The sequence below is a fragment of the Leptospira ryugenii genome (assembly GCF_003114855.1).
GTDB lineage: Bacteria > Spirochaetota > Leptospiria > Leptospirales > Leptospiraceae > Leptospira_A > Leptospira_A ryugenii.
Map to the genome: position 1 here is coordinate 114,745 of NZ_BFBB01000008.1, position 20,802 is coordinate 135,546.

A 20,802-nucleotide genomic window follows, 5' to 3' on the forward strand; every position below is an offset into this window, starting at 1 on the left:
CTTAAATCTTCGAGGATCAGAAAAGAAAATCAATTTGAATTTTGATGTTTTTTCAAAAAAGAAAATACTTGGGGCAGTACATTCTTTTGGAATTCCTGATTGACTCTTGTTTCTCCACGGCAGTCGTAGTGGATCAAATCAACAAACAGATCAATGGGATATTCTGAGCTTGGAAAAAAGAATAATCCAGAATCAGGGTGGGAGCGAAAGAATTCTAGGAGCTTTTGTTTGCGTGCTTGTACTTCTGGTGCCCTTTCTTTTTGGTCAATCCATGGCAAATAGACAAAACCAAAATGTATGCCTTGCTCTTTGCTAAATTGAATCAAGTCTTCCATAACTTGGAAATTGACCGGTTCCCAGGTAGCTGGGTCCTTAGAGTAGGTTTCCAATTTCATCTCTTCTTTATATTTCGCTCTTGCAAACTGGACTAGTTCAGGTTTGACACGATTGGAGATATTGTATTTGCCATGATGCCTTGTGATCTGATCTTCAATGATATGATTGTCTTCTCGTTGGGAGTGTGAAGGTAGGCAGATCCCTGCTTCTATGTTGGCACATGCCTCACAAAACTTTGATCGATCGGTATAGTCTTTTGATAGTTTCCAGTTTTCCAAACTTAAGGCATTTCGAATAGCACCATGGAATCTATAGGTTTCGTATAACAGTGGGATTGCTTTGGAAATGATAAAAATCCTTTCTACTCCGTCATACTGTTCCCAAAGTTCCGATATGCTAAACTGATGCAGGTATCTATGCCCAAAAAATTCCCATAAAATCTGGTCGAAATTATCTTGTTTGCCACTGTATTGGATGATTTTTTCGCTTTCTTTTGACCGAAAAAGATTTTTTTCCCAGCCTTCATTCCATCTCCTCTGGATATATTCCGATAAACTTTCGTTTTGTGAAACATGTTTTCCAGTAGGGTCGTAAAGAGGAGCCCCATAACCTGCAGAGTACAATTTCGGAGAGGCAGCGAAAAGAACCATTTTGGGTTTTTTGTTACCTGATCGTAGGTACTTTTCTATGAAGAATCTATAATACTTTGGTCCCATCGCAGGTAGGCTATGGTTGTACACGCTGTACTCAGAATCATTTTGTTTCTGATAGCCTGCAAGTGCCATGGACCTCGAATCACCAATGATGAGAATATCCGCATCACCCCTACCCGACTCAACGTATTGTTTTTTTAAGTTAACAAAGAAAATCTCAGGTTGTTCGAGGTAATGTGTGTCAACTATCCTTACAACAATTTCTAGAATCGAAAAAAGGACAAAAACAAGGAGAATACCCTTAAATTTAGAAAGCAAAGTAAATCACCTCCTTCCCGAAAATACCTTTCACTATGATAAGAAAAAAGAGGAGAGAGAAGATTAATCCTTGGACTATGTAATGGTTTTGATAAAACCAATAGCGATCCTTTTTGAAATATGTGATCCCATCTAGAATGAACAGAGGTAATGTGATCTTTACCATCTCTTCTAACAAAAGAGAAGCTTGTTTGATCCCATTGCCTGGCTGTATCTGCCAATCCCATACAAAAAGTACTTTTTGAAAGTAAATCCCCATCATACTCGCATCATAACTCCGGAAGGCAACTCCACTAACAGAAACCAAAACGTAAATGAGAAGTCTCGAAGCGGTGCCCGTAAATAGAGTCTTCCAGGAAAAGGATGGCGATGGATTTGTTTCCTGTTTTTCCTTTGGGGCAAGAAATGCTAAATAGATGACAGTATAAACACCTTGCATTGTCCCCCATGTGACAAAGGTCCAATTGGCCCCATGCCAAAAACCAGACACAACAAAGATCAAAAATAAATTTCTTAGCTGTTTTAACTTTCCAAATTTGCTTCCACCTAAGGCAAAGTAGATATAATCTCGAAACCATCGATTTAAGGTAACATGCCATCGATTCCAAAATTCGATCGGGTTTCTAGAAAACTCTGGAGTTTCAAAGTTTACGGTTAAATTCACACCTAATAAACGTGATGTTCCGAGTGCAATGAACGAGTAGCCTGCAAAATCACAATATACCTGCATGAGTAAGCCCAAACAGGCTACAAAGATTTGGCTTCCATCTACGTTTAAGATAATCTCAGGGTTTGCCAGATAGAGGCTTTTGCCACCCAAGAAGACTTGGTCTATATAGATAGCCAAGTTGTCGGCCACATACACCTTCATAAAGTAACCGAGAAGGATGTCCCAGAAGGCGAGCCGAACAGAGTCCAAACTAGGAAATTTAGGTTTTTTCAACTGAGGGAGGAGATCGGAGGCTCGTTCTATCGGACCTGCCACCAATTGTGGGAAGTAATTCACAAAAAGAGCAAAATCAAAAAAATCATGCTCTGCCTTCATCTGGCCTTTATAAACATCAATCGTATAGGACATTGTTTGAAAGGTATAAAAACTGATACCAACAGGTAAAATGATGTTGGAAATTGTGAATACTGAGCCTGGTGAAAGCGCCTCACCACCTAACGAAAGTATAATCTTATTGAATGAAAACAAAAAACTATCAACAAAGAAGTCAAAGTACTTCATTGTGAATAACATACCTAAGTTTCCGAAGATGGAAATACCTAGAAAGAGTCTTCTACGAGATTGGGATTGGCTTTTTTCTATACCAATTGCACAAAAATAGTCTATAAAAGTACTGATGATGATAAGGCTTAAAAAAAACCACTCCCACCATCCGTAAAAAAAGTAGGATGCTGCCAGAAGCCACAGATTTTGCAACCTAAGTGCCCAAGGCTTATCCTTAGCCCACATACCAAGGATAAGAAAAATCCCGTATACCAGGAGAAAAAAAACCAAAAAAACGAAGGTATTAAAAAGCATGTGGTTTTCTTAGCTTTCTGGGAAACCTTACTTTGTAAAACCGAAAAATAGGGATGTAAGTTATCATTGACCGCCTTCCTTTTTTCCATCTGATGGAATCGATTGGACCTTCACAGCTCTCTGAAACAATATTTTGGATACTCGCAATTCCGTCCCGGCCAGGAGATGGCCATCAAATCTATTTTGGCGGGGAGAGATACATTAGCCATTCTTCCTACTGGTGCAGGCAAATCTCTGATTTACCAACTTCCTGCTGTACTCACAAAAGATAAAGTAACAGTCGTTATCTCTCCATTAATTGCCTTAATGAAAGACCAAGCAGAAAGTTTACAAAAATGGGGAATTCCGGCCGCCTATTGCAATTCCACTTTGGATGAACTCGAACAGATGAAGGTTTTATCTGAAGCAGCCAGAGCAGAAATCAAAGTATTATTGGTTTCTCCGGAAAGAGCCTTATCCAACGGATTTCTGCGGATATGGAAAGAGTTACCAGTTTCCTATCTAGTTGTGGACGAAGCGCACTGTGTTTCCCAATGGGGGCATGACTTTCGTCCCGAATACCGCCAAATCCATCTTCTACGAGAAAGGCACCCACATCCGCAGTTTCCATTGGTGGCATTAACGGCTACCGCAACAGAAAAAGTACGTTTTGATATTCAGGCTGCCTTGGGAATGGGATCCGCGAATACTGTTATTTCCTCCTTTTACCGTCCCAATCTTCGGTTTCGTGTTGAATTCCCACAAAACGAAAGGGAAAAGGTGGATCGACTTCTAGATCTTTTACAGGGATGGAGAGAAACCAAAAAAAGTCCGGGACGGGCAATCGTCTATTGTGCTACAAGAAAGAAAGCGGACGAAGTGTACGAGCTGTTACAAGATCACGGATTTTCAGTAGGCAAATACCATGCAGGTAGGACAGAGGGAATCCGAGAGAGAACTCAAAATGCATATACAGCAGGCAAAGTTCCCATCCTCGTTGCCACAAATGCATTTGGTATGGGCATGGACCAACCAGACGTACGTTTGGTGGTACATTTCCAAGTCCCGGCATCTTTGGAAGCTTATTACCAAGAGGCAGGTCGAGCAGGAAGAGATGGGCAACCATCTGATTGTGTCATGTTTTTTAAGAATGCCGATGTGGCTACACAGGCATTTATGATATCTAAAGAGGCAAATTATAAAGGTGGAGATAGTCTTCTCAAACACATAAAGGATTATGCAACAAAACCAATTTGCCGGCAGATTCAGCTTTGCGATTATTTTGGAGAAAAAATCCAGACTTGCGGAATCTGTGATATATGTACAGAAAGTTCGGTAAGTAGAGAATCCTACTTAAAAAAGGAAGAAGTTAAACTTCGTAAAAAAGAAGAAAAGCGAAGTTATCAATTTGATGAGCATGAGTTGAACTTCATCAGAGAATTTTTAAAGTTATACCCTGCAACCTACGGTAAGAATATGATCGCAAAAGCTCTCAGCGGCAAAATGTCAAAAGATATCTTACGTTATCGATTGGAGAGAAATCCTTTACATGGAAAACTCAAACAGGTGCCAGAAGAAGCTATCTTGGCTGTATTAGAAGATTGGATCGAAAAAAAACATGTGCTCATTTCGGGAATCAAATACCCAAAGTTATTCCTAGGGCAATCTGGACCAATCAAACGAAGTTCAGGAAAGTTAGGATTAGATGGCAAACAGAGAGAGCCAAAGAAAATACAAAAAGTACCTACTATCAATAGCCAAATTTTAAAAGAACTCGTAAATTATAGGGACAGAAAGTCCAGACAATTGAAATGGAAAAAGTTTATGGTCTTTCAAAATCCAGTTCTAAAACGGATTGCGGAGCGTAAACCAAGAAATTTAGAAGAATTAGAAATGACAAAAGGAGTCGGACCTGCTAAAGTCCAAAGGTTTGGAAATGAAATCCTAGAGATATTAAGACGTTATGAATGAATACCAAATCATTACCGCAAATCTTTCTCTCGTTAGCCTAAGTATTTCCTTCTTTCTTTCCCTTTCGCTTTTTTATTCCAGAAAACAATCCAAACCTTCTGGCTATCTTGCCGCATTAATCCTGATCTTTTCATTTATCTTTTTACTCCGATTTTCTGTTAGTATCAAAGCTGTATCTGCTATCTACTTACCTATATTTGTCTTTCCAAGTTTGTATTCGATTGGGCCAATTTTATTTTTTTATACGAGATCCACTCTCTTCTTCCAAGAAGCACAAAAAAAGGAATCTCAGGTGTATGCGGTTCCAATCGGAATTGTCTTTTGTGCTTTTTTATTTTTGTTTTTTAGATACGAGGAGTTTAAGAATTTAGAAAGTATCATTTTGCAAACTGGAATCGTGGGTAAGTCTTCCTCTATTATATTAATTTTTGCTAATATTTATACTTCTTATTTTTGTTTTTTATCCTTTCGTTTGATCAAATTGTACGCCGAGGAATCAGTCTTTCAATTGGGAAATGATGAACTCGAGAGATTAATCTGGCTTCGTAGTTTCATTGGACTGATCAGCACTTGTGTGATTTTATATTTGGTACTCCTTATCCTCGGACTTTTTTCTATAGTTTTGGTTCCTGTCTCTCCTGTAGAAGGTTTGGTTCAATTGATCTTGGTATATTTAGCTCTCTTTTACGTGATCCGAAAACCAAATCTTATGGGGATTCATTTGGAAGATACAAAACGTATCGAAGCTACCGCATTGCTTTCCCAGGAGGTGTCTCCTTCCAAATACCAAAAACAGGCTCTCACTACGGACCAAAGACAAAAAATTAAAAACAAATTAGAAACATTTATGAGTGAAGAGGAAGCTTTTTTGGAGGAAGAAATATCCATTCAGAGCTTGGCAGATCGGCTCCAAATCCCACAACACCACCTTTCTATGACGATCAATATAGAATTTTCGCAGAACTTTTTCCAATGGATCAACCAATATAGAATTGAACGAGCCAAACAATTATTGGTACAACCAGAGGCGAAGTTTAAAAATGTTTTAAATATAGGTTTGGAAGCTGGATTTCAATCGAAAGCCGCATTCAATAAAGCATTTAAGAAGACAACCGGCCAAACTCCCACTGAATTTCGAAATTCGCACCATTCCAGTTAAAATACGTTTTCTTTTTTAGTCTACTCTCGCAAGCAAAGTCGCAGATTCTGAATGATTCGCTATGCTTCTATGTTAGGAGCAAAAAATGTCTAGCAATACCAAATTTCTTTTTTTGAAAGCAACACTTACTGTGGGTGCCCTTGAATTCTTCGGGCCCATCTTTCGAGATACAAACTCTTCACATCTATTAAATCCAGAATGGGTAGGACATGCAAGATTCCACTTGATGTGGAATATCTCTTTATGGGCAGGCATAGGACTGTATTCTATCTACAAACTTTGGATCGAAAAACAAATTGCAAAAGAAGGATTGATGTTTCTCTGGACACTACAGTGTTTAAATGCCCTTGCATTTTGGAACTCTGTAATTTTAGGAGATTCGTATAACGCTGATATATTCGATGCAAAGATTCACCTTGCGGTATTTGAAATAAACGAAAACATCATTGTTTTTGGTGCCTTGAGTTTGTTATTACTATTCAACCTCAGATTGCTGCAAACTTTACCCACTTCACAAACAGGTACTAAAAAATGAAAGAGACTGAAATTCTAATCATCGGTGCAGGCCCTACTGGCATGGTTATGTCTTTGGCACTAACGAAATATGGTATCCAAAATATTATCCTCGAACGAACAAATGAAATACAAAAACATCCCAAGGCGCACGAGATAAGTGGGAGAACATTGGAAATTATACATTCCTTGGGTGTCTCCTTAAAGGAATTAGTAAAGGAAGCAAGCGATCAGGAAACCGCTTCAAAGATTACATTCTGTAAAACGATCCGATCCCCTTTCGGCTCCATTGATCTCCAAGAACCATCGATCGGGAAAAAATACGAAGGAACCTACTCTATTTCGCCTCCGTACCTTAACATTTCGCAAACTGAGTTAGAGACCATACTACGCTCCCATCTGAGTCAAAAAAAATCATCTACTCTCGCGTTAAACATGGAGTGGATATCTTCGGAAGAAGATAGCGATGGCATTGTCAGTTGTGTGAAGGATTTAAAAACACAAGAGCTGTTTCAAATTCGTTCGCAGTACCTAATTGCTTGCGATGGCGCAAATTCGGCCGTTAGGAACCACCTTTCCATAGAAATGTTGGGGCCAAAAAAACTACAAGATGTTGTAAATGTCTTTTTCACAGATGACTTAAGCAATGATTTACAGATTCCCGCTAAACTCAATTGGATCTTCGATGCTCGATTTCCTGGTGTCCTCATCGCACATCACCCAAAAAAAAGATGGGTATACCACCACCCGATTGATCTGTCGTGGGATAGATTAGAAAACTATGATAAAGCTTTTTTTCAAAAGACACTGCGAACAATTATAGAAAAACCAGACGACTATCAATTTTCCATTTCTTCCATAAAACATTGGCAAATGAGTGCACAAATTGCTAAAACCTTTTTTAAAAATCGGATTTTTTTGTTAGGTGATGCAGCTCACCGATTTCCACCGACAGGTGGCCTGGGATTAAACTCCGGAGTCATTGATGCCTGCAATCTCTCTTGGAAATTAAAATTTGTTCTACATCGAAATGTATCCACGTCATTATTGTCTACGTATGAGTTAGAACGAAAGCCAGTCGTTAGAAAAAATGCTCTGGAAAGCGTTAAAAATTGGAAACGATTACTTTCCATTCCAAAAGCATTGGGGATTTCGCTCTCACTTGGAATATATCTCAAAAGATTGATTCATGCAAAGATCCTTTTAGTCTGTTTCAACCATAAGCGAAAACAGGCATTCATGGATCAGATTGCCTATTGGGCAAACCGCAAAATCGAAAGTTCTTTGAAAGATTCTCGTAAAAAGGCCAAAATAAAAAATGCAATCCAAGCTCAAATCCCTCATTTCGATCGACTCAATTTGGACATTACGTACTCTTATGCCAAGCAAACCCAAGGCTTGGTTGGAAGGAGATTTCCTCACTTTTTTATTGGGGACAGATCCAGTCATAGCTATCTAGATTCCGAGTCCATACAAGCTTTTGTCTTTGGTGACAATGAATCCAATCAAATTTTGAAATCTGAAATGCTGTTAATGGGAATTCCACTAACAGTACATAAAGTACCCAATATAGATAGTCCGATGCAAGATCTCTCTATTCCCAAATATGGATGTGTTTTGGTAAGACCTGATGGACATGTGTATGCTGTTCAAGAGGATAGAAACACTTCAATGACAAGAGGAGAATTTTTCTCCGAATGCATCCAAAGGCTAATGGAGGGTAACGCAATATGGGAAGATGCCATTCAAAAAACTAAGCAAAGGAAACAAAAAATGTTCATTCCGGCAATTATTTCTATTTCACTACTATGTATCGCTTTAGGACTTTTTAGTCTTATGAGGCCTATTGACAACCCTCCCAAACCAGCTAATTTTGATTTGGTGGAATTATCGGAAGGGAAATTGGTGGATTGGTATCCTAGTCCCAAGCGAATATACGGCCTCGGACTCGTTTATGCAAAACACATTGAGGAAACAGCAAGTGAGTATGATCCCGAGATACCACCACCAATCTTTGAAAAGGAGTTGCAAAGTTTAGCAGAAAACAAAGCCGAGATTCCGATTCCCACAAACCAAGACTTAGTCCAATCTTTGGTCGCGTTTGACCCCAGTGTGCAAGCAGAGACAATCCATGCTATCAACAATTTCTCACCACTCTTAGATTACGAGGTGGAACTCGGTTTTGTATTGTTAGAAGATGTTCAAATAGAGTCGCTTCAGTCGGATCTTTACTCTCCCAAGATCGCTTTCTTTCTCGCAAATGATGTCTCAGCTAGATCCTTAGCGATCTTCGGGGAAGGACAAAAAAACCGCATTGCCTTTTGGGGGCTTTCTAAGAGTTTTCCTAAATTTTTACCTGTATCGGATCAGATTTGGATTCCTAAAGAATGGAAACCCAACTTACTTCCTAACCTCAGATTGAAAACTTTCGTGAATGGCGAGGAGAGGCAAAATGAATTGGTGTCCAATATGATTTACACCCCAAAAGAAATGCTTCGATTCATCCACAAGCAGTATCCAGATAGAAAACTAGAAAAAAATGATATGGTGATTATGGGAACTCCCGGTGGTGTAGCGATGCAAACTTCGCGAATTTGGATTCGTTTTTTCGATTTTTTAGGGATTGAGAGAAATAGTAAACTCAAACTTGCTCTAAAGAAGCAAAGAAACCGTTTTTTAAAGGATGGAGACATGGTGGAGATGGATGGGGAGGGATTAGGCAAATTAGAAAATAAATTCATAGAAAAAGTCGGAATTTAGAATTTCCGACTGAATTTTATAGCCTTTGAATTTTCATGGAAAAGAAATTTCCCTCTTCCCTGAAAATTAGGAGGCTCAGATGTTAGAAAGAATCGCAGGTCGCATAGCAACTCATGAATCCGTTTATGAAGGTACGATTGAGTTTGATCCTAGCACTGGTTATATTACAAAAGTTATCGAAGGAATCGATCCACAAGCAAAACGATATTCAGAAGATTGTGTGATCTTTCCAGGTTTTGGCGATATTCACATCCATGCTCGAGAAGATGTCTCAGGGAAACATTGTTACAAAGAAGACTTTGTCTCTGCAGGTAAGGCCGCTATCAACGGTGGTGTGGTTCATGTAGCGGATATGCCAAACAATCCAATTCCACCAATCAATGATAGTTCCTATGCAGAGAAAGTCGCACTCACACACAAATCTCCCATCCACATCACACTCTATGCAGGCATAGGTCCAGAAACCCAACCCTTATCTACAAAAGTCCCGTACAAAGTTTTTATGGGACCTTCCATTGGTGAGTTATTTTTTGAAAGCAATGAGGCATTGGAACAAGTGATCCAAAGATACCGAGGCCAAGATGTTTCTTTCCATTGTGAAGATCCAGAGGTTTTGGTAGCCAACAAAAACAAACCGACACATGAAGAAAGACGTCCCGTACAAGCTGAGACCTTGGCCACAGACTTTGCACTAATGCTCATCGAAAAGTATGAACTAAAAGGGAAACTCTGCCACTATTCCACAAAAGAGGGCCTGCAAAAGATCATCGCAGCAAAGAAAAGGGGAGTTTCTGTAAGCTGCGAAGTCACACCAACCCATTTGATGTTTGATACCGATATGTTGACGCCAGAAAATAGACTTTGGTTCCAAATGAACCCTCCTTTACGGGGAAGAGAAGACCGTGAAGCTATGTTGCAGGGTGTCCTGGACGGATATGTGGACTTTTTGGCAACTGACCACGCGCCTCACAGCATTGAAGAAAAGCAAAAAGGTACAAGCGGAATCTCTCAATTAGATACATATTCGCTCTTCGTAACATATATGATTTCAACTCTCAAAGTGCCCTTGACGACAATTGCAAAGATTTGCTCGAAAAATCCTGGGGATTTCGTAAAACCCTATCTTCCCAAAAAGTTTGGGAAGGGGTTTGGAGTCATTAATGAAGGTTATGCGGCAAATTTTTCTATACTTAATTTAAAAAAACCCTTTATATTTGAAAAAAGAATGATAAAAAGTAAGTCAGGCTGGTCTCCCTTTGAAGGATTTGAATTTCCGGGGTCGATCGAGGCTGTTTACTTTTTAGGCAAATTGATAGATGCGGAATGATGATTCTTTTGGCGAAACTTTAAAACCATCTTCGACACTTGTCGAACAATTTCCAGATACCTTTCAAGTCTTTGATTGGGATGGAAAGTTTATTTCCGTTACCAAAAAATTCTCTCGCTTAGTAGAATATTCTGAAATTGAAATATTAGGTAAGTCCCTTACCGAGTTTCTCCCAGAAGAAAATCGAGAGATTGTTTCTGAAGCATTAAATGATCTAAAACTTCGTAAGGCCATTACAAGCTTTGAAACTAGAATGTTGACCAAAAATGGGGAAGAAGTGCTATTGATGTGGCTAGCTCTTCCTTTTGTGGACCAAAAATTAATACTGGCGATTGACCGCGACATTACCATTCAGAGAGATATCTCGTATGAGTTTATGTTACAACAGCAGAAATACAAATCTATCTTTGACAATATCCCAATGGGTATCGCCATTACGGATGAAAAAGGCAGAATCATTGAAACAAATAAAACCGCAAGAACTTACTTTGATATAAAAGATGGAGAAGCACTCAATCGCTCTCTCAACTTAAGAAGATATACTCTCATCCAACCAAATGGAAACAAAGTGTATCCTAGAAAATCAAGTTTGATGAAAGCCCTTAAAAAAAGAGAAATCATTCGAGACATGGAATTGGGTTTAATCAAAAAAAATTCCATCCTCTGGTTTGAGATACTTGCGACACCTATTCCTATTGATGGTTTTGGTCTTGCAGTTGCATTTGTTGACATTACAAAAAGAAAGGCGGCCGAAGAAAAAATTGCCTACATGGCATTTTTTGACCAACTAACCAATTTACCCAATCGAAACTCTCTCATCGACAAATTATCTCCAATCTTTGAAGAAGCACGACGGCATGGAAACATGGTTGGCATTTTAGTTTTGGATTTAGATAATTTCAAATTTTTTAATGAATCAAGAGGACATGATTTTGGTGACCGTATACTTAAATTGGTTGCCTACCGGATAAGAGAGAGCATTCGAAATTATGATTTGATGTCAAGACAAGGAGGAGATGAATTTACGATAGCTCTTCCTGATCTAAACGACGAGAAGGAAGCTGCAGTCATAGCTGAGAGTATATTGGATGCAATGAAACATCCTTTTTATCTAGAGAATGAGAATATATTTGTGAATGTTTCGATCGGCATTGCCATCTATCCCAATGACGGAAAGGATCCTTCCACACTAATCAAAAATGCGGACAGTGCTCTCCACTTAGCAAAACAACAAGGTAAAAGTTGTTATGTTTTCTTTAAGGAGGAGTTGCAAAGATTCGTGGTTGAACGAATGGACCTAGAAAACAAACTACGAATGGCACTTGCAGAAAACCAATTCAGCCTCGTCTTTCAACCGAAGATTGATATCCGATCGCATCTTCCTGTAGGTGTCGAAGCACTTATCCGATGGAATCTCCCGTCCCGTGGCAACGTTCCACCAGATGTTTTCATTCCCATCGCGGAAGAAACCGGTATGATCCTGCCGATTGGTGAGTGGGTATTGCAGCAAGCGATCCAAACATTAAATGACTGGTTTCACAAAGGCATCAAAAATATTTCCATGGCTGTGAATATTTCAACAAAACAGTTCAAGCATGAAAAATTGATCTATTTGATACAAAAAAATCTATCCGAATCTAAGATAGACCCAAAACTCTTGGAAATTGAAATTACGGAAAGTTCTCTTATGGAGAATGCAGAACTCGCAGTTCACACCTTAAACCAGATCCGTCAATTGGGAGTTAGCATTGCCATTGATGATTTTGGAACTGGCTATAGTTCTCTTGGTTACCTCCGCAAATTTCCTATCTCTTGCCTTAAGATAGATCGATCCTTTATTTCCGAAATCACAACAGACAAAGACTCGGACACAATCGTACATGCAGTATCGAATCTTGCAAAAAACTTAGGAATGAATGTCGTCGCGGAAGGAGCAGAGACAGTAGAACAAGTTCAGCTGCTCATCGCTTCAGGCATCCATAGCATCCAAGGATTCTACTTTTCGCGTCCCTTGCCTGCCGATGAATGCCTCCAATTTCTAAAACAAAAGTTAGGAATTTCAGATTGACCCCCTTGCATTTTTCCAATTTTTTACACTAAAGGTAAAAAATTGAAGCTTTCAATCAATTGGATCAAAGACTTTATTCCTCTCGACAGCATTCCCTTTCCCTCGGTCATCGAAAAGATCAACACTTCTATATGTGAAATCGACGAAGTGACTGATTACCAAGCTCATTTAACGAGCGTCATTACTGTAAAAATTTTATCTTCAAACAAACATCCAAATGCTGAGAAACTATCCATCACTCAATGTACAGATGGAAAACAAAATTACCAGATTGTAACTGCCGCCACAAATATTAATGTAGGGGACATCGTTCCCTTGGCATTGCCTGGTACGAAATTAGAGGGGAAGGAGATCCTCTCCTCAGAACTCAGAGGAGTACTTTCGCAAGGCATGTACTGTTCCGAAAAAGAATTAGGATTGGCAACCGAATCTTCGGGAGTTCTCATCTATCCTAACCATACTACTTTGGGCATCAGCATACGCAGCTTATATGATTGGGAAGATATCATTTTAACCATCGACAACAAATCCATCACCCACCGACCAGATCTATGGTCTCATTTTGGATTTGCGCGGGAGCTTGCTTCTCAACTAAATCTCAAATTACGATTCAATCCTCTGGAGATTCAGGAGACGTTTACAGGCGGCTCGGGTGGCATCGAAGTCCTTTCCAATCAAAATGCCCATGCTTATTTTGCCGTTTCAATAACGAATGTAAAAGTTAGTCAATCCAGTCAAAAAATCAAATCTCGTTTAAGCAAATGTGGAATCCGTTCTATCAATAATATTGTAGATGTTTCCAATTATATTTTACTGGAAGTTGGACAACCTACCCATTTCTTCGATCGCCATCGACTAAAAGGAACTCAATTCAGTGTAGAATTTGCAAAAAATTCTGAAACCTTTCCATTGTTAGATGAAACAAATCCTTTATTAACTCCTGAAATTTTACTCATTCGAAATTCTGGCGAGCCCGTAGCCATTGCGGGAGTCATGGGTGGATCTGGTTCTGCCGTAATCAATGAAACTATTGATTTGGTATTGGAATCGGCTATTTTTAAACGGGAAGATATACGAAAGTCCATTCGAAAGACTGGAATTCGATCAGAGTCATCTGTTCGGTATGAAAAAGGTTTAGATCCAAACACATGTCTACCGGTTATCCGAAGGGCTATTTCCCTTTTGAAAGAAAATGGCAACCCACAATTGGTTTGTTTAACTCCACAAGGATTCAACCATTCGTCTGAGAAGTCTGTCATCATAGAAAGTAGTCTTTCCTTCCTAGATAGCAAAATAGGAAAGGCACTGAACAAAACAGAAATATCGGAAATCTTAAACAAACTTGGATTTGAAGTGAATTTCAAAGACCAAGATGTATTCACTGCCAAAGTACCTTACTACAGACACAATTATGATGTGACGATCCAGGAAGATTTGGTTGAAGAAATAGGAAGGACGATTGGCTATGCATCCATCGCAACAAAACCTCTTTCCTTAGCCGTGGAAACACCGATTCGTAACCCTTTACGAGAGTTAGAGAGAAAGATTAAATTTTTATTCTCAACACAACTCAATTTCTCTGAAGTTTATAACTATTCATTTTCATCTCCTAAAGAATCACTCATTGAAGGCGAAACTGCTGAACATCTTTTGGCCATTTCCAATGAAATGCCAGAAACTCATTCTGTGTTACGGATGAGTTTGTTTCCAGGATTGATCCGACAAGCGGTTAGCAACCAAGACCGCTTCGAAACTGTTGATCTTTTTGAGTTGGGACGTACATACCATAAATTACAAAAGGGAAATTCACTGGCAGAGGAAAGTAGATGGATAGCATTTATTTCCCTTAGCCAAGCCAAACCAAACGATCTGCTTTCCATCGAATCAGAGTTTGTTGCTCTTAGGCAGAGATTGCATGAGTTATTTCTTGGTTTAAATCTTTTACAAGGCACATGGGAAAAAACGGAAAAAACCTACCTCCACCCGAATGGAGCACTCGAGTACAGATACAAAGGAAATACTCTCTGTGAATTTGGTATCCTACACACTCGGTTAGTCGATGAATATGATCTCAGACGAAGAGCTTACATAGGAAAGATCGACCTACTCAGTCTCGTGAATGTTTGGGAAGATGAGGGAAGGATTTCACATTTTAGAGCACCATCCCAATTTCCGCAAGGGCAGCTAGACCTTTCCCTCCTAATGGACGAAAGTGAACCTACTGATCCTTTTTTGAAATCGGTTTCAGCTCTAAAGATACAAGAAATGGAAGAAGGATTTGTCCAAACAATCTTTCGAAGCAACCAAATAGGCGAAGGAAAAAAATCAGTGACCTATCGTTTCAAACTTATGTCGTATGAAAAATCCTTTAGCCAAGATCGATTCAAAGAATTGTCCGACACATTGGTAAACCTCGCCAAACAATCTGGATACCAATTGCGCTAAATAGTTTTTGACAATTTTAACTTTTACTACAAAGTAAAGGACGCTCATGCGCACTTTATTATCACTTGGGATGCTATCTCTTTTTTTGACCAATTGTGCGCAGACACCTGTTCAAAAAGCCGTCAAGGAAAATAGTTTTTTACCATCTGTATTGAGTTATACGGATAAAGAGATAGAAATTGGAAGTGAAAACTCACCATTTCCAAATCTCAATGACTTCAATCAAAAAACAATTCTAAAAAACTCGACTAGTTTAGGATTTCATAAAAATCCTATTTGGTTTTGTATCAAAGCAACTAACAAAACAAACTCTGATACTGTGATCTTCGACTTAGGCAATCCACAACTGGATGATGTAAAGATTTACCAGGCCGATAGTTTCATACCGATCAAAACGGGCGGTGATTTGATCCCACATTCCAATTGGGAGGTTGACTCAAGAAATATAAGTTTTTCAATTCCATGGAAGCCAAACGAAGAAAAAACATTCTTTGTATCCATACGTTCTTCTTCTCATATAAGCATAACTCCAAAATTTTTTGCAAAAGATGCATTTTTCCAAAAAGAAAGTTTCGAAAATCTTATTTTAGGATTTTTTTATGGAACGATTGCAATTATGATATTGTACAATCTTTTTATATATTTTATACTAAAAGATACTGCGTACATTCTATACTGTGGCGCTATTCTTTTCAATTTGCTTTTGCAGATTTATTTAAATGGTATTTTAAATCGATTCTTTACCTACCATACTCCAGAAATTCACAATCGTATTGGAACTGTATTTCTTTGTGGTTCTGCTATTTTTGGTTGGTTGTTTGCTGACCAATCACTCAATTTAAAAACACTCAACAAAAAAACCCATACCACTCTCCTGCTTCTTGTTGCAGGCACGATCATTTACTTTTTTGTGAGCATTCTTTTCTTTCCTTTGAATTGGACAGTTCGGATCAGTAACTTTTTGGCCCAGGTATTCGTCCTTAGTGTCTTTCTTGCGGCAATTGTAAATTACCTAAAAGGCAACAAAAAAGCAAAACTTTTCATTTTAGGTTGGTCCGTGTTACTTCTGGGGATCTTGCTTTATGCATTAATGCAAAATGGATCCTTGCCTGCCAATTTAGTTACAATTTACTCCAATCAAATTGGATCCACTTTAGAAGCGGGTATCTTATCATTAGCCCTCGCAAAAAAAATCAACCAATTGAAAGAAGAAAAGACTCTTGCACAAGCAGAAGCATTGAGCCACTTGGAAGAAAAAGTTTTAGAACGAACTCGGATATTGGATGAATCACTCTTTACTATCAAAAAGGATTTATCTACTGCCAAAAAAATCCAACAAACATTCTTTTCAGAGATCAGAGCTGTGGATCCTAGGATTCAACTCAAAACCTTTTATCAATCCATGACCGAGGTGGGTGGAGATTTTTATGATCTAACTCAGGTAAGTCCAGACCACTATCGAATTTTTGTAGCTGATGCAACGGGCCATGGTATACAGGCGGCCTTAATAACCATGGCAATCAAAGCTGAATATGAATCTCTCAAAATGATCTATGACCACCCAAATGATTTAATTTTCCATCTAAACCAAATTTTTATCAATAAATACAAAAACGTCCATGCCGTATTTTCTTGCGCTGTTTGTGATATTGAATTTTCGAAAGGTAAACTATTATTTGCCTCCGCCGGACATCCAGAACAACTATTCATTCGGTCAGGAGAGACAAAACTTCTCCCAAGAACTGGGAAAATCATCGGAATGAAAGACCATGCCGAATACAGGTCATTAGAGTATTATATCCAAGAAGGGGATAGAGTGTACCTATTTACAGATGGAGTATTTGAACAGTTCAATGCTGATCGGGAGATTTTTGGTGAGGACAGAGTGTACGAGTGGTTATCTGAACACCAGCGCTTGGACTTGGACAAGAGCATAGAATCTCTCATCCAAGAGCTAAATTTTTTTACGAAGTTTAATACCCACCAAGATGATATCACAATTGTTGGTTGTGAGATCGGTTCATTTTGAGCCAAATGTTGTGAGTATGAGTGTATCCGTCTCTTTCCAAATATCTTCTTCAAACTCTGGATAACTTGTTTCTATCATGTTCTCTTGATTTTCTTCAGTGATTGTGATCTCTTCTTTCGGAGAAAACACTGAGTTTGTTGTAAAGAGAACCGCGAGAGCGATCAAAGCAGCCGCCACCAACCAAACCACCCCTCGATTTGAGCTAGGTTTGCTATAAGATTGCGCCTTTATTAGAACTGCTCGGGAAGTTCTCTTTGCCAAAGTCTCGTCCTTTTTCAGGAGTTCGATGGTTTCCTTAAGTTTTTCTTCAAAATCCATTTTCATAGATCCAGTTCCCTTTCTTTCTTATTTTTGTTAATCAGTTTGGCAAGCATTTCTCTACCCCTTGCCAGTCGTGATTTGACTGTTCCAGTAGAAACTCCCAATTTTTCCGCGATGGATTGTACCTTTAAGCCTGCCAGCCGAAAAATCGTTGTTTGGCGGAATGGTTCAGGAAGTTCATTGACTCGCTCACGGATCCAAATCGCATCTTTTTCTTCTCGGTTGATTTCTTCTCCCACATAAGTAAACGGGGACTCAATATTTTCTAAGTCCCCCGTAAACGGAAGCCCCCCCGCTTTTCTATTGTCCCGCCAAGCTCGTCTACATTCGTTTCTAGCAACTACATAAAGCCATTTGTGAAGACCTTCTCCCAAGATGACTTCTTTCTCGCTAAAATGCAAATAGAGTCTTAGATATGTTTCCTGAAAGACATCTTCTACCAAGGCAAACAAGTCTGCAGGTAAATTTTTATGTATCGCACGTAAGACTGTTTCCTTTGTTTCCTCAATCGTTCGTGCTAACTCTTGGTCGTTCATTTTTTAGGTTCAACACATCCGTGTTTATCAAAGTGTTGTCCTCGTTTGGATTTCCAATCATCCAATTTCTTTTTCGTGAGACTACGAAAATTTTCTTTTTGTGAGGCGGTTAATAAAGATTCGAAATCTAACCTGCCTTGGATTTGGATCATCCGTAAGTCCAATTGCAAATTGCTAATTTCCTGCAATTTGGACCGAACGTTCGAAAGTTCCACTTTATCAGATTCTAAAAATAGACGCAACTCTTCATGGAGATTGGGAAGGCGGTCCATTTTTTCTTTGATGGCTTTTTCTCGTTTTGTGATGAGTGCTTTGGTCTTCTCTTGTTGTTCTTTTGTTAACTTTAAACTCTCACTCAAAGATTCGAATTCCTTTCCCTCTGGGTCGTGCATCGGAAAGATAATATCGACAGGACCTGGTGGAGGACCCGGTGGCGGTCCTGGTGGAGGGTCTGCATGTAATTGAAGGTAAGTGCAGAATGTCAAAAGAAACATCCCAGTTCGGGATTGGAATTCACTCATGAAATCTCCTTTGCTATATGTACCCGAAAGAGATAAAAGGGTTCCCCTTTTTTTAAAATCTCAGACCAAAGGAATAAAAGGAACTCCATCCATGAACGAAATCCCAGAGTTTTCAGAACCATTTATCCATCCAAAAGCAACCGTTTTCGGAATGACAGACTTTGGAAAATCAGTCTCGATTTGGCCCGGTGCAGTATTGCGTGCTGATATGAACCAAATCCATTTGGGTGATTATGTAAATATACAAGACAATTCAACTTTGCACACCGATTCGTCTTCTCCCATCTTTATCGATGAATACACTCTAGTGGGACACAATGTCATGATCCATGGTTGCAAAGTAGGTAAGGGTGTATTGGTAGGGATAGGTTCTATTATTTTAGACCAAGCGGAAATTGGGGACGGAAGTCAGATTGCTGCCGGTTGTTTAATACGAGGAGGGAAAAAGATTCCGCCTAGATCTTTGGTCGTCCCAAAAGATGGAGATATCAAAATATTTCCAGGAAAAGCGAAACCAGAATACACCATCACTGGATGTATTGAATATGCACACTTAGCAGTCAGATTTCAGAAGGGTATCTTTCGGCCATTTACAAAAGAAGAAGAAAAAGAATTTATGAACCAGGCAAAGGAGATCATTGCTAGATTAGGAATCTAAAGTACAAAGTGAACTATTTTCTTCCTTCGCGTATTTTTTTGGAAAACTCTCTTGCGTTTTCGACTCTCAGTCTTCCTTCTTCAAATCGCCTTTTCTCAGTCTCTGTCTCTAGGATCAGTCCAGGTACGAGAGCAGGTTTTCGATTAGGATCCAAAGCAACAAACGAAAGATAGGCGGTAGTAGCTCGCGTGATTTCACCTGTGTAAGGATTCTCACGGTTTACCCGAACGCCAACCTCCATGGATGTCCTCCCAACATAATTTACCATAGCCAAAAGATGGACGTGGTCACCGATCAGGATTGGGGTTATGAAATTGATTCGATCGATGCTTGCGGTGACTGCCTCTCTGCCAGAATGCCTCTGGGCTACCATAACTGCGATCAAATCGATCCAAGACATTATCGCTCCTCCAAAGGCTGTTCCATAGTGGTTCGCATGGTCTGGCAGTACAATATGCCGGGTCTCCACGGCAGATTCTTGGGGGGATTTTGGTGCTAAAGGATCAATCTTGTCTTGGTTCACAAATGAAGTTTGGTGCTAGGCCAGTTCGGGGCAAGAAAAATGTTGCGATGAGGCTCTTCGGTCCTCAGTCTGAGCGGATAGGCAATAGGAACCAAACAATGCAAGAAAAAGGATTTGAGTACCCCGAACACTGGAACCAATTGAAACAGGCACCTCCCTTCCTACTCCATTCCCGGCCCTTTACCACCCTTAGCTTCCAAAATTCCGAAGGAAAAAAACTAAATTCTGGCTCCCTCCAAATTGAACTTTTTCCGAAGGAAAAACAGACAAAAGTACGGCATTTGGGATCCGCCCTCTTCTTTTTTGAGGAATTGGCTCAGATTGCCTCCGATATCGAGAAACGATTGCAGGCCCTTGGTCAGAAATGCCAGTTCCAAATCGACCGAAACCAGGGAATCCTGAGCCTTTCTTTCCCGGAAACTACCGCATTTGCCCATTCCGCCCTACTGTTTACCTTCCCCACAGCCCAAATCGGCCACTATGAATTGAGGGAGTCCCTATTTCTGCCGTCCTTCCCCAGCACAAATTTTCCCCTTTCCGAAGGAAAACCATACCAACTTGACTTTGTCTATTCCGCTTATGGGACAAAGGTCTTTCTCGCAATGGACCAACATGCCTTTCGTAGCTACGCCGTCATTCAAACAGAACAGGCAAATCTAGATTTCTATTTGGAGTCCTTTTTGAAACAAAATGAACTCTCGTTTACCAAGGTAAATGCCTGTGAGTTCAATCTACTCAGGCTTTCCCAGTTTTTGGAGCTAAGCGATCGACTCAGGACACAGTCCCAAAGGCGGGGCCTAGGGAATGCGACATAATTTTTAAAGCGAGTATCTTGGCAAGGGAATTTCCCATAAGCTTAGGAAAATCTAGGATTTCTACCTTGACTTGGGAGCTTGTGCGAAAATCCTTCTAAAAAGCGTATATTTCGCCCGTGATCATATATATAAATTAGGTATTCCATGAAACGTACATTCCAACCAAGCAAAATCAAACGCGTGAGAACTCACGGATTCAGAGCCCGAATGGCTACTCCTGGCGGAAGAAATGTGTTGAGCAGTAGAAGAAAGAAAGGTCGTCATAAACTAACTGTCTCCGACGAAAAAATCGGGAGAAAGTTCTAAGAGGAGCCAACTTCGGAGACTCTTTGCGATCGTTCC

General features: G+C 39.6%; 17 protein-coding genes. 11 read left to right on the forward strand and 6 right to left on the reverse strand.

Going from position 1 to position 20,802, the window contains the following annotated elements; all coding sequences use genetic code 11:
* Positions 1 to 29: 29 nt before the first annotated feature.
* Both DI060_RS13140 and DI060_RS13145 read right to left on the reverse strand, forming a co-directional pair.
* A complete protein-coding gene (locus DI060_RS13140; protein ID WP_108977371.1) occupies positions 30 to 1,307 on the reverse strand; it encodes a DUF1574 domain-containing protein in 1,278 nt (425 codons plus the stop codon).
* Positions 1,297 to 2,835, reverse strand: a complete 1,539-nt coding sequence (locus tag DI060_RS13145; RefSeq protein ID WP_108977373.1) for an MBOAT family O-acyltransferase — start codon at positions 2,833 to 2,835, stop codon at positions 1,297 to 1,299. The genes DI060_RS13140 and DI060_RS13145 overlap by 11 nt, the downstream gene beginning before the upstream one ends.
* Before the next feature lie 165 nt (positions 2,836 to 3,000).
* Between DI060_RS13145 and DI060_RS13150 the strand changes: the two genes are divergently transcribed.
* The 8 genes from DI060_RS13150 to DI060_RS13185 all read left to right on the forward strand — a co-directional run bounded on the left by DI060_RS13150 (position 3,001) and on the right by DI060_RS13185 (position 17,086).
* A complete protein-coding gene (locus DI060_RS13150) occupies positions 3,001 to 4,785 on the forward strand; it encodes a RecQ family ATP-dependent DNA helicase (RefSeq protein ID WP_244594401.1) in 1,785 nt (594 codons plus the stop codon).
* Positions 4,778 to 5,944: a helix-turn-helix domain-containing protein gene (locus tag DI060_RS13155; protein WP_108977377.1), complete on the forward strand. Its 1,167-nt coding sequence runs from the start codon at positions 4,778 to 4,780 to the stop codon at positions 5,942 to 5,944. The genes DI060_RS13150 and DI060_RS13155 overlap by 8 nt, the downstream gene beginning before the upstream one ends.
* An 85-nt stretch (positions 5,945 to 6,029) precedes the next feature.
* A complete protein-coding gene (locus tag DI060_RS13160; protein WP_108977379.1) occupies positions 6,030 to 6,479 on the forward strand; it encodes a hypothetical protein in 450 nt (149 codons plus the stop codon).
* Positions 6,476 to 9,217, forward strand: a complete 2,742-nt coding sequence (locus tag DI060_RS13165; protein WP_108977381.1) for an FAD-dependent monooxygenase — start codon at positions 6,476 to 6,478, stop codon at positions 9,215 to 9,217. The genes DI060_RS13160 and DI060_RS13165 overlap by 4 nt, the downstream gene beginning before the upstream one ends.
* Positions 9,218 to 9,296: 79 nt before the next feature.
* Positions 9,297 to 10,544 carry an amidohydrolase family protein gene (locus DI060_RS13170; RefSeq protein ID WP_108977383.1) on the forward strand — a complete coding sequence of 416 codons (1,248 nt, stop codon included), beginning with the start codon at positions 9,297 to 9,299 and terminating at the stop codon, positions 10,542 to 10,544.
* The gene (locus tag DI060_RS13175; protein ID WP_108977385.1) at positions 10,534 to 12,612 is read left to right on the forward strand and encodes a putative bifunctional diguanylate cyclase/phosphodiesterase; all 2,079 of its coding nucleotides are present in this window, start codon (positions 10,534 to 10,536) and stop codon (positions 12,610 to 12,612) included. Before DI060_RS13170 ends, DI060_RS13175 begins: the two co-directional genes overlap by 11 nt.
* A gap of 42 nt (positions 12,613 to 12,654) precedes the next feature.
* Entirely contained in the window at positions 12,655 to 15,057 is a 2,403-nt protein-coding gene (pheT, locus tag DI060_RS13180) for a phenylalanine--tRNA ligase subunit beta (protein ID WP_108977387.1), read from the forward strand.
* Between the two features lie 46 nt (positions 15,058 to 15,103).
* Positions 15,104 to 17,086 (forward strand): 7TM diverse intracellular signaling domain-containing protein, encoded by a 1,983-nt coding sequence (locus tag DI060_RS13185; RefSeq protein WP_108977389.1) that lies wholly within the window; start codon positions 15,104 to 15,106, stop codon positions 17,084 to 17,086.
* Here the strand turns inward: DI060_RS13185 and DI060_RS13190 are convergent.
* From DI060_RS13190 to DI060_RS13200, 3 genes are read right to left on the reverse strand one after another with little or no spacing between them, the layout of a single operon-like run.
* Positions 17,078 to 17,404 carry a hypothetical protein gene (locus DI060_RS13190; RefSeq protein ID WP_135355055.1) on the reverse strand — a complete coding sequence of 109 codons (327 nt, stop codon included), beginning with the start codon at positions 17,402 to 17,404 and terminating at the stop codon, positions 17,078 to 17,080. The two genes, DI060_RS13185 and DI060_RS13190, sit on opposite strands and share 9 nt — an antisense overlap.
* A 2-nt stretch (positions 17,405 to 17,406) precedes the next feature.
* A complete protein-coding gene (locus DI060_RS13195) occupies positions 17,407 to 17,943 on the reverse strand; it encodes an RNA polymerase sigma factor (protein WP_108977394.1) in 537 nt (178 codons plus the stop codon).
* Positions 17,940 to 18,464, reverse strand: coding sequence for a Spy/CpxP family protein refolding chaperone (locus DI060_RS13200; RefSeq protein ID WP_108977396.1), 525 nt, complete (start codon positions 18,462 to 18,464; stop codon positions 17,940 to 17,942). Before DI060_RS13200 ends, DI060_RS13195 begins: the two co-directional genes overlap by 4 nt.
* Positions 18,465 to 18,555: 91 nt before the next feature.
* Here DI060_RS13200 and DI060_RS13205 point away from each other — a divergent pair, with 91 nt between their 5' ends.
* Positions 18,556 to 19,122 (forward strand): gamma carbonic anhydrase family protein, encoded by a 567-nt coding sequence (locus tag DI060_RS13205; protein ID WP_108978117.1) that lies wholly within the window; start codon positions 18,556 to 18,558, stop codon positions 19,120 to 19,122.
* A 13-nt stretch (positions 19,123 to 19,135) separates the two neighbouring features.
* Here the strand turns inward: DI060_RS13205 and DI060_RS13210 are convergent, their stop codons facing one another.
* Positions 19,136 to 19,630 (reverse strand): acyl-CoA thioesterase, encoded by a 495-nt coding sequence (locus tag DI060_RS13210; protein ID WP_108978118.1) that lies wholly within the window; start codon positions 19,628 to 19,630, stop codon positions 19,136 to 19,138.
* Here DI060_RS13210 and DI060_RS13215 point away from each other — a divergent pair.
* Both DI060_RS13215 and rpmH read left to right on the forward strand, forming a co-directional pair.
* Positions 19,615 to 20,460: a hypothetical protein gene (locus DI060_RS13215; protein ID WP_209452046.1), complete on the forward strand. Its 846-nt coding sequence runs from the start codon at positions 19,615 to 19,617 to the stop codon at positions 20,458 to 20,460. The two genes, DI060_RS13210 and DI060_RS13215, sit on opposite strands and share 16 nt — an antisense overlap.
* A 144-nt stretch (positions 20,461 to 20,604) precedes the next feature.
* Positions 20,605 to 20,766 (forward strand): 50S ribosomal protein L34, encoded by a 162-nt coding sequence (gene rpmH / locus DI060_RS13220; protein ID WP_108977400.1) that lies wholly within the window; start codon positions 20,605 to 20,607, stop codon positions 20,764 to 20,766.
* Positions 20,767 to 20,802 lie beyond the last annotated feature (36 nt).

Bases quoted from the DNA above. Each gene is read 5' to 3' on its own strand.
- rpmH (WP_108977400.1), top strand. From the start codon at position 20,605: ATGAAACGTACATTCCAACCAAGCAAAATCAAACGCGTGAGAACTCAC.
- DI060_RS13150 (WP_244594401.1), top strand. From the start codon at position 3,001: ATGGCCATCAAATCTATTTTGGCGGGGAGAGATACATTAGCCATTCTT.
- DI060_RS13195 (WP_108977394.1), bottom strand. From the start codon at position 17,943: ATGAACGACCAAGAGTTAGCACGAACGATTGAGGAAACAAAGGAAACA.
- DI060_RS13190 (WP_135355055.1), bottom strand. From the start codon at position 17,404: ATGGATTTTGAAGAAAAACTTAAGGAAACCATCGAACTCCTGAAAAAG.
- DI060_RS13200 (WP_108977396.1), bottom strand. From the start codon at position 18,464: ATGAGTGAATTCCAATCCCGAACTGGGATGTTTCTTTTGACATTCTGC.
- DI060_RS13145 (WP_108977373.1), bottom strand. From the start codon at position 2,835: ATGCTTTTTAATACCTTCGTTTTTTTGGTTTTTTTTCTCCTGGTATAC.
- DI060_RS13170 (WP_108977383.1), top strand. From the start codon at position 9,297: ATGTTAGAAAGAATCGCAGGTCGCATAGCAACTCATGAATCCGTTTAT.
- DI060_RS13205 (WP_108978117.1), top strand. From the start codon at position 18,556: ATGAACGAAATCCCAGAGTTTTCAGAACCATTTATCCATCCAAAAGCA.
- DI060_RS13185 (WP_108977389.1), top strand. From the start codon at position 15,104: ATGCGCACTTTATTATCACTTGGGATGCTATCTCTTTTTTTGACCAAT.
- DI060_RS13175 (WP_108977385.1), top strand. From the start codon at position 10,534: ATGCGGAATGATGATTCTTTTGGCGAAACTTTAAAACCATCTTCGACA.
- DI060_RS13165 (WP_108977381.1), top strand. From the start codon at position 6,476: ATGAAAGAGACTGAAATTCTAATCATCGGTGCAGGCCCTACTGGCATG.
- DI060_RS13155 (WP_108977377.1), top strand. From the start codon at position 4,778: ATGAATGAATACCAAATCATTACCGCAAATCTTTCTCTCGTTAGCCTA.
- DI060_RS13160 (WP_108977379.1), top strand. From the start codon at position 6,030: ATGTCTAGCAATACCAAATTTCTTTTTTTGAAAGCAACACTTACTGTG.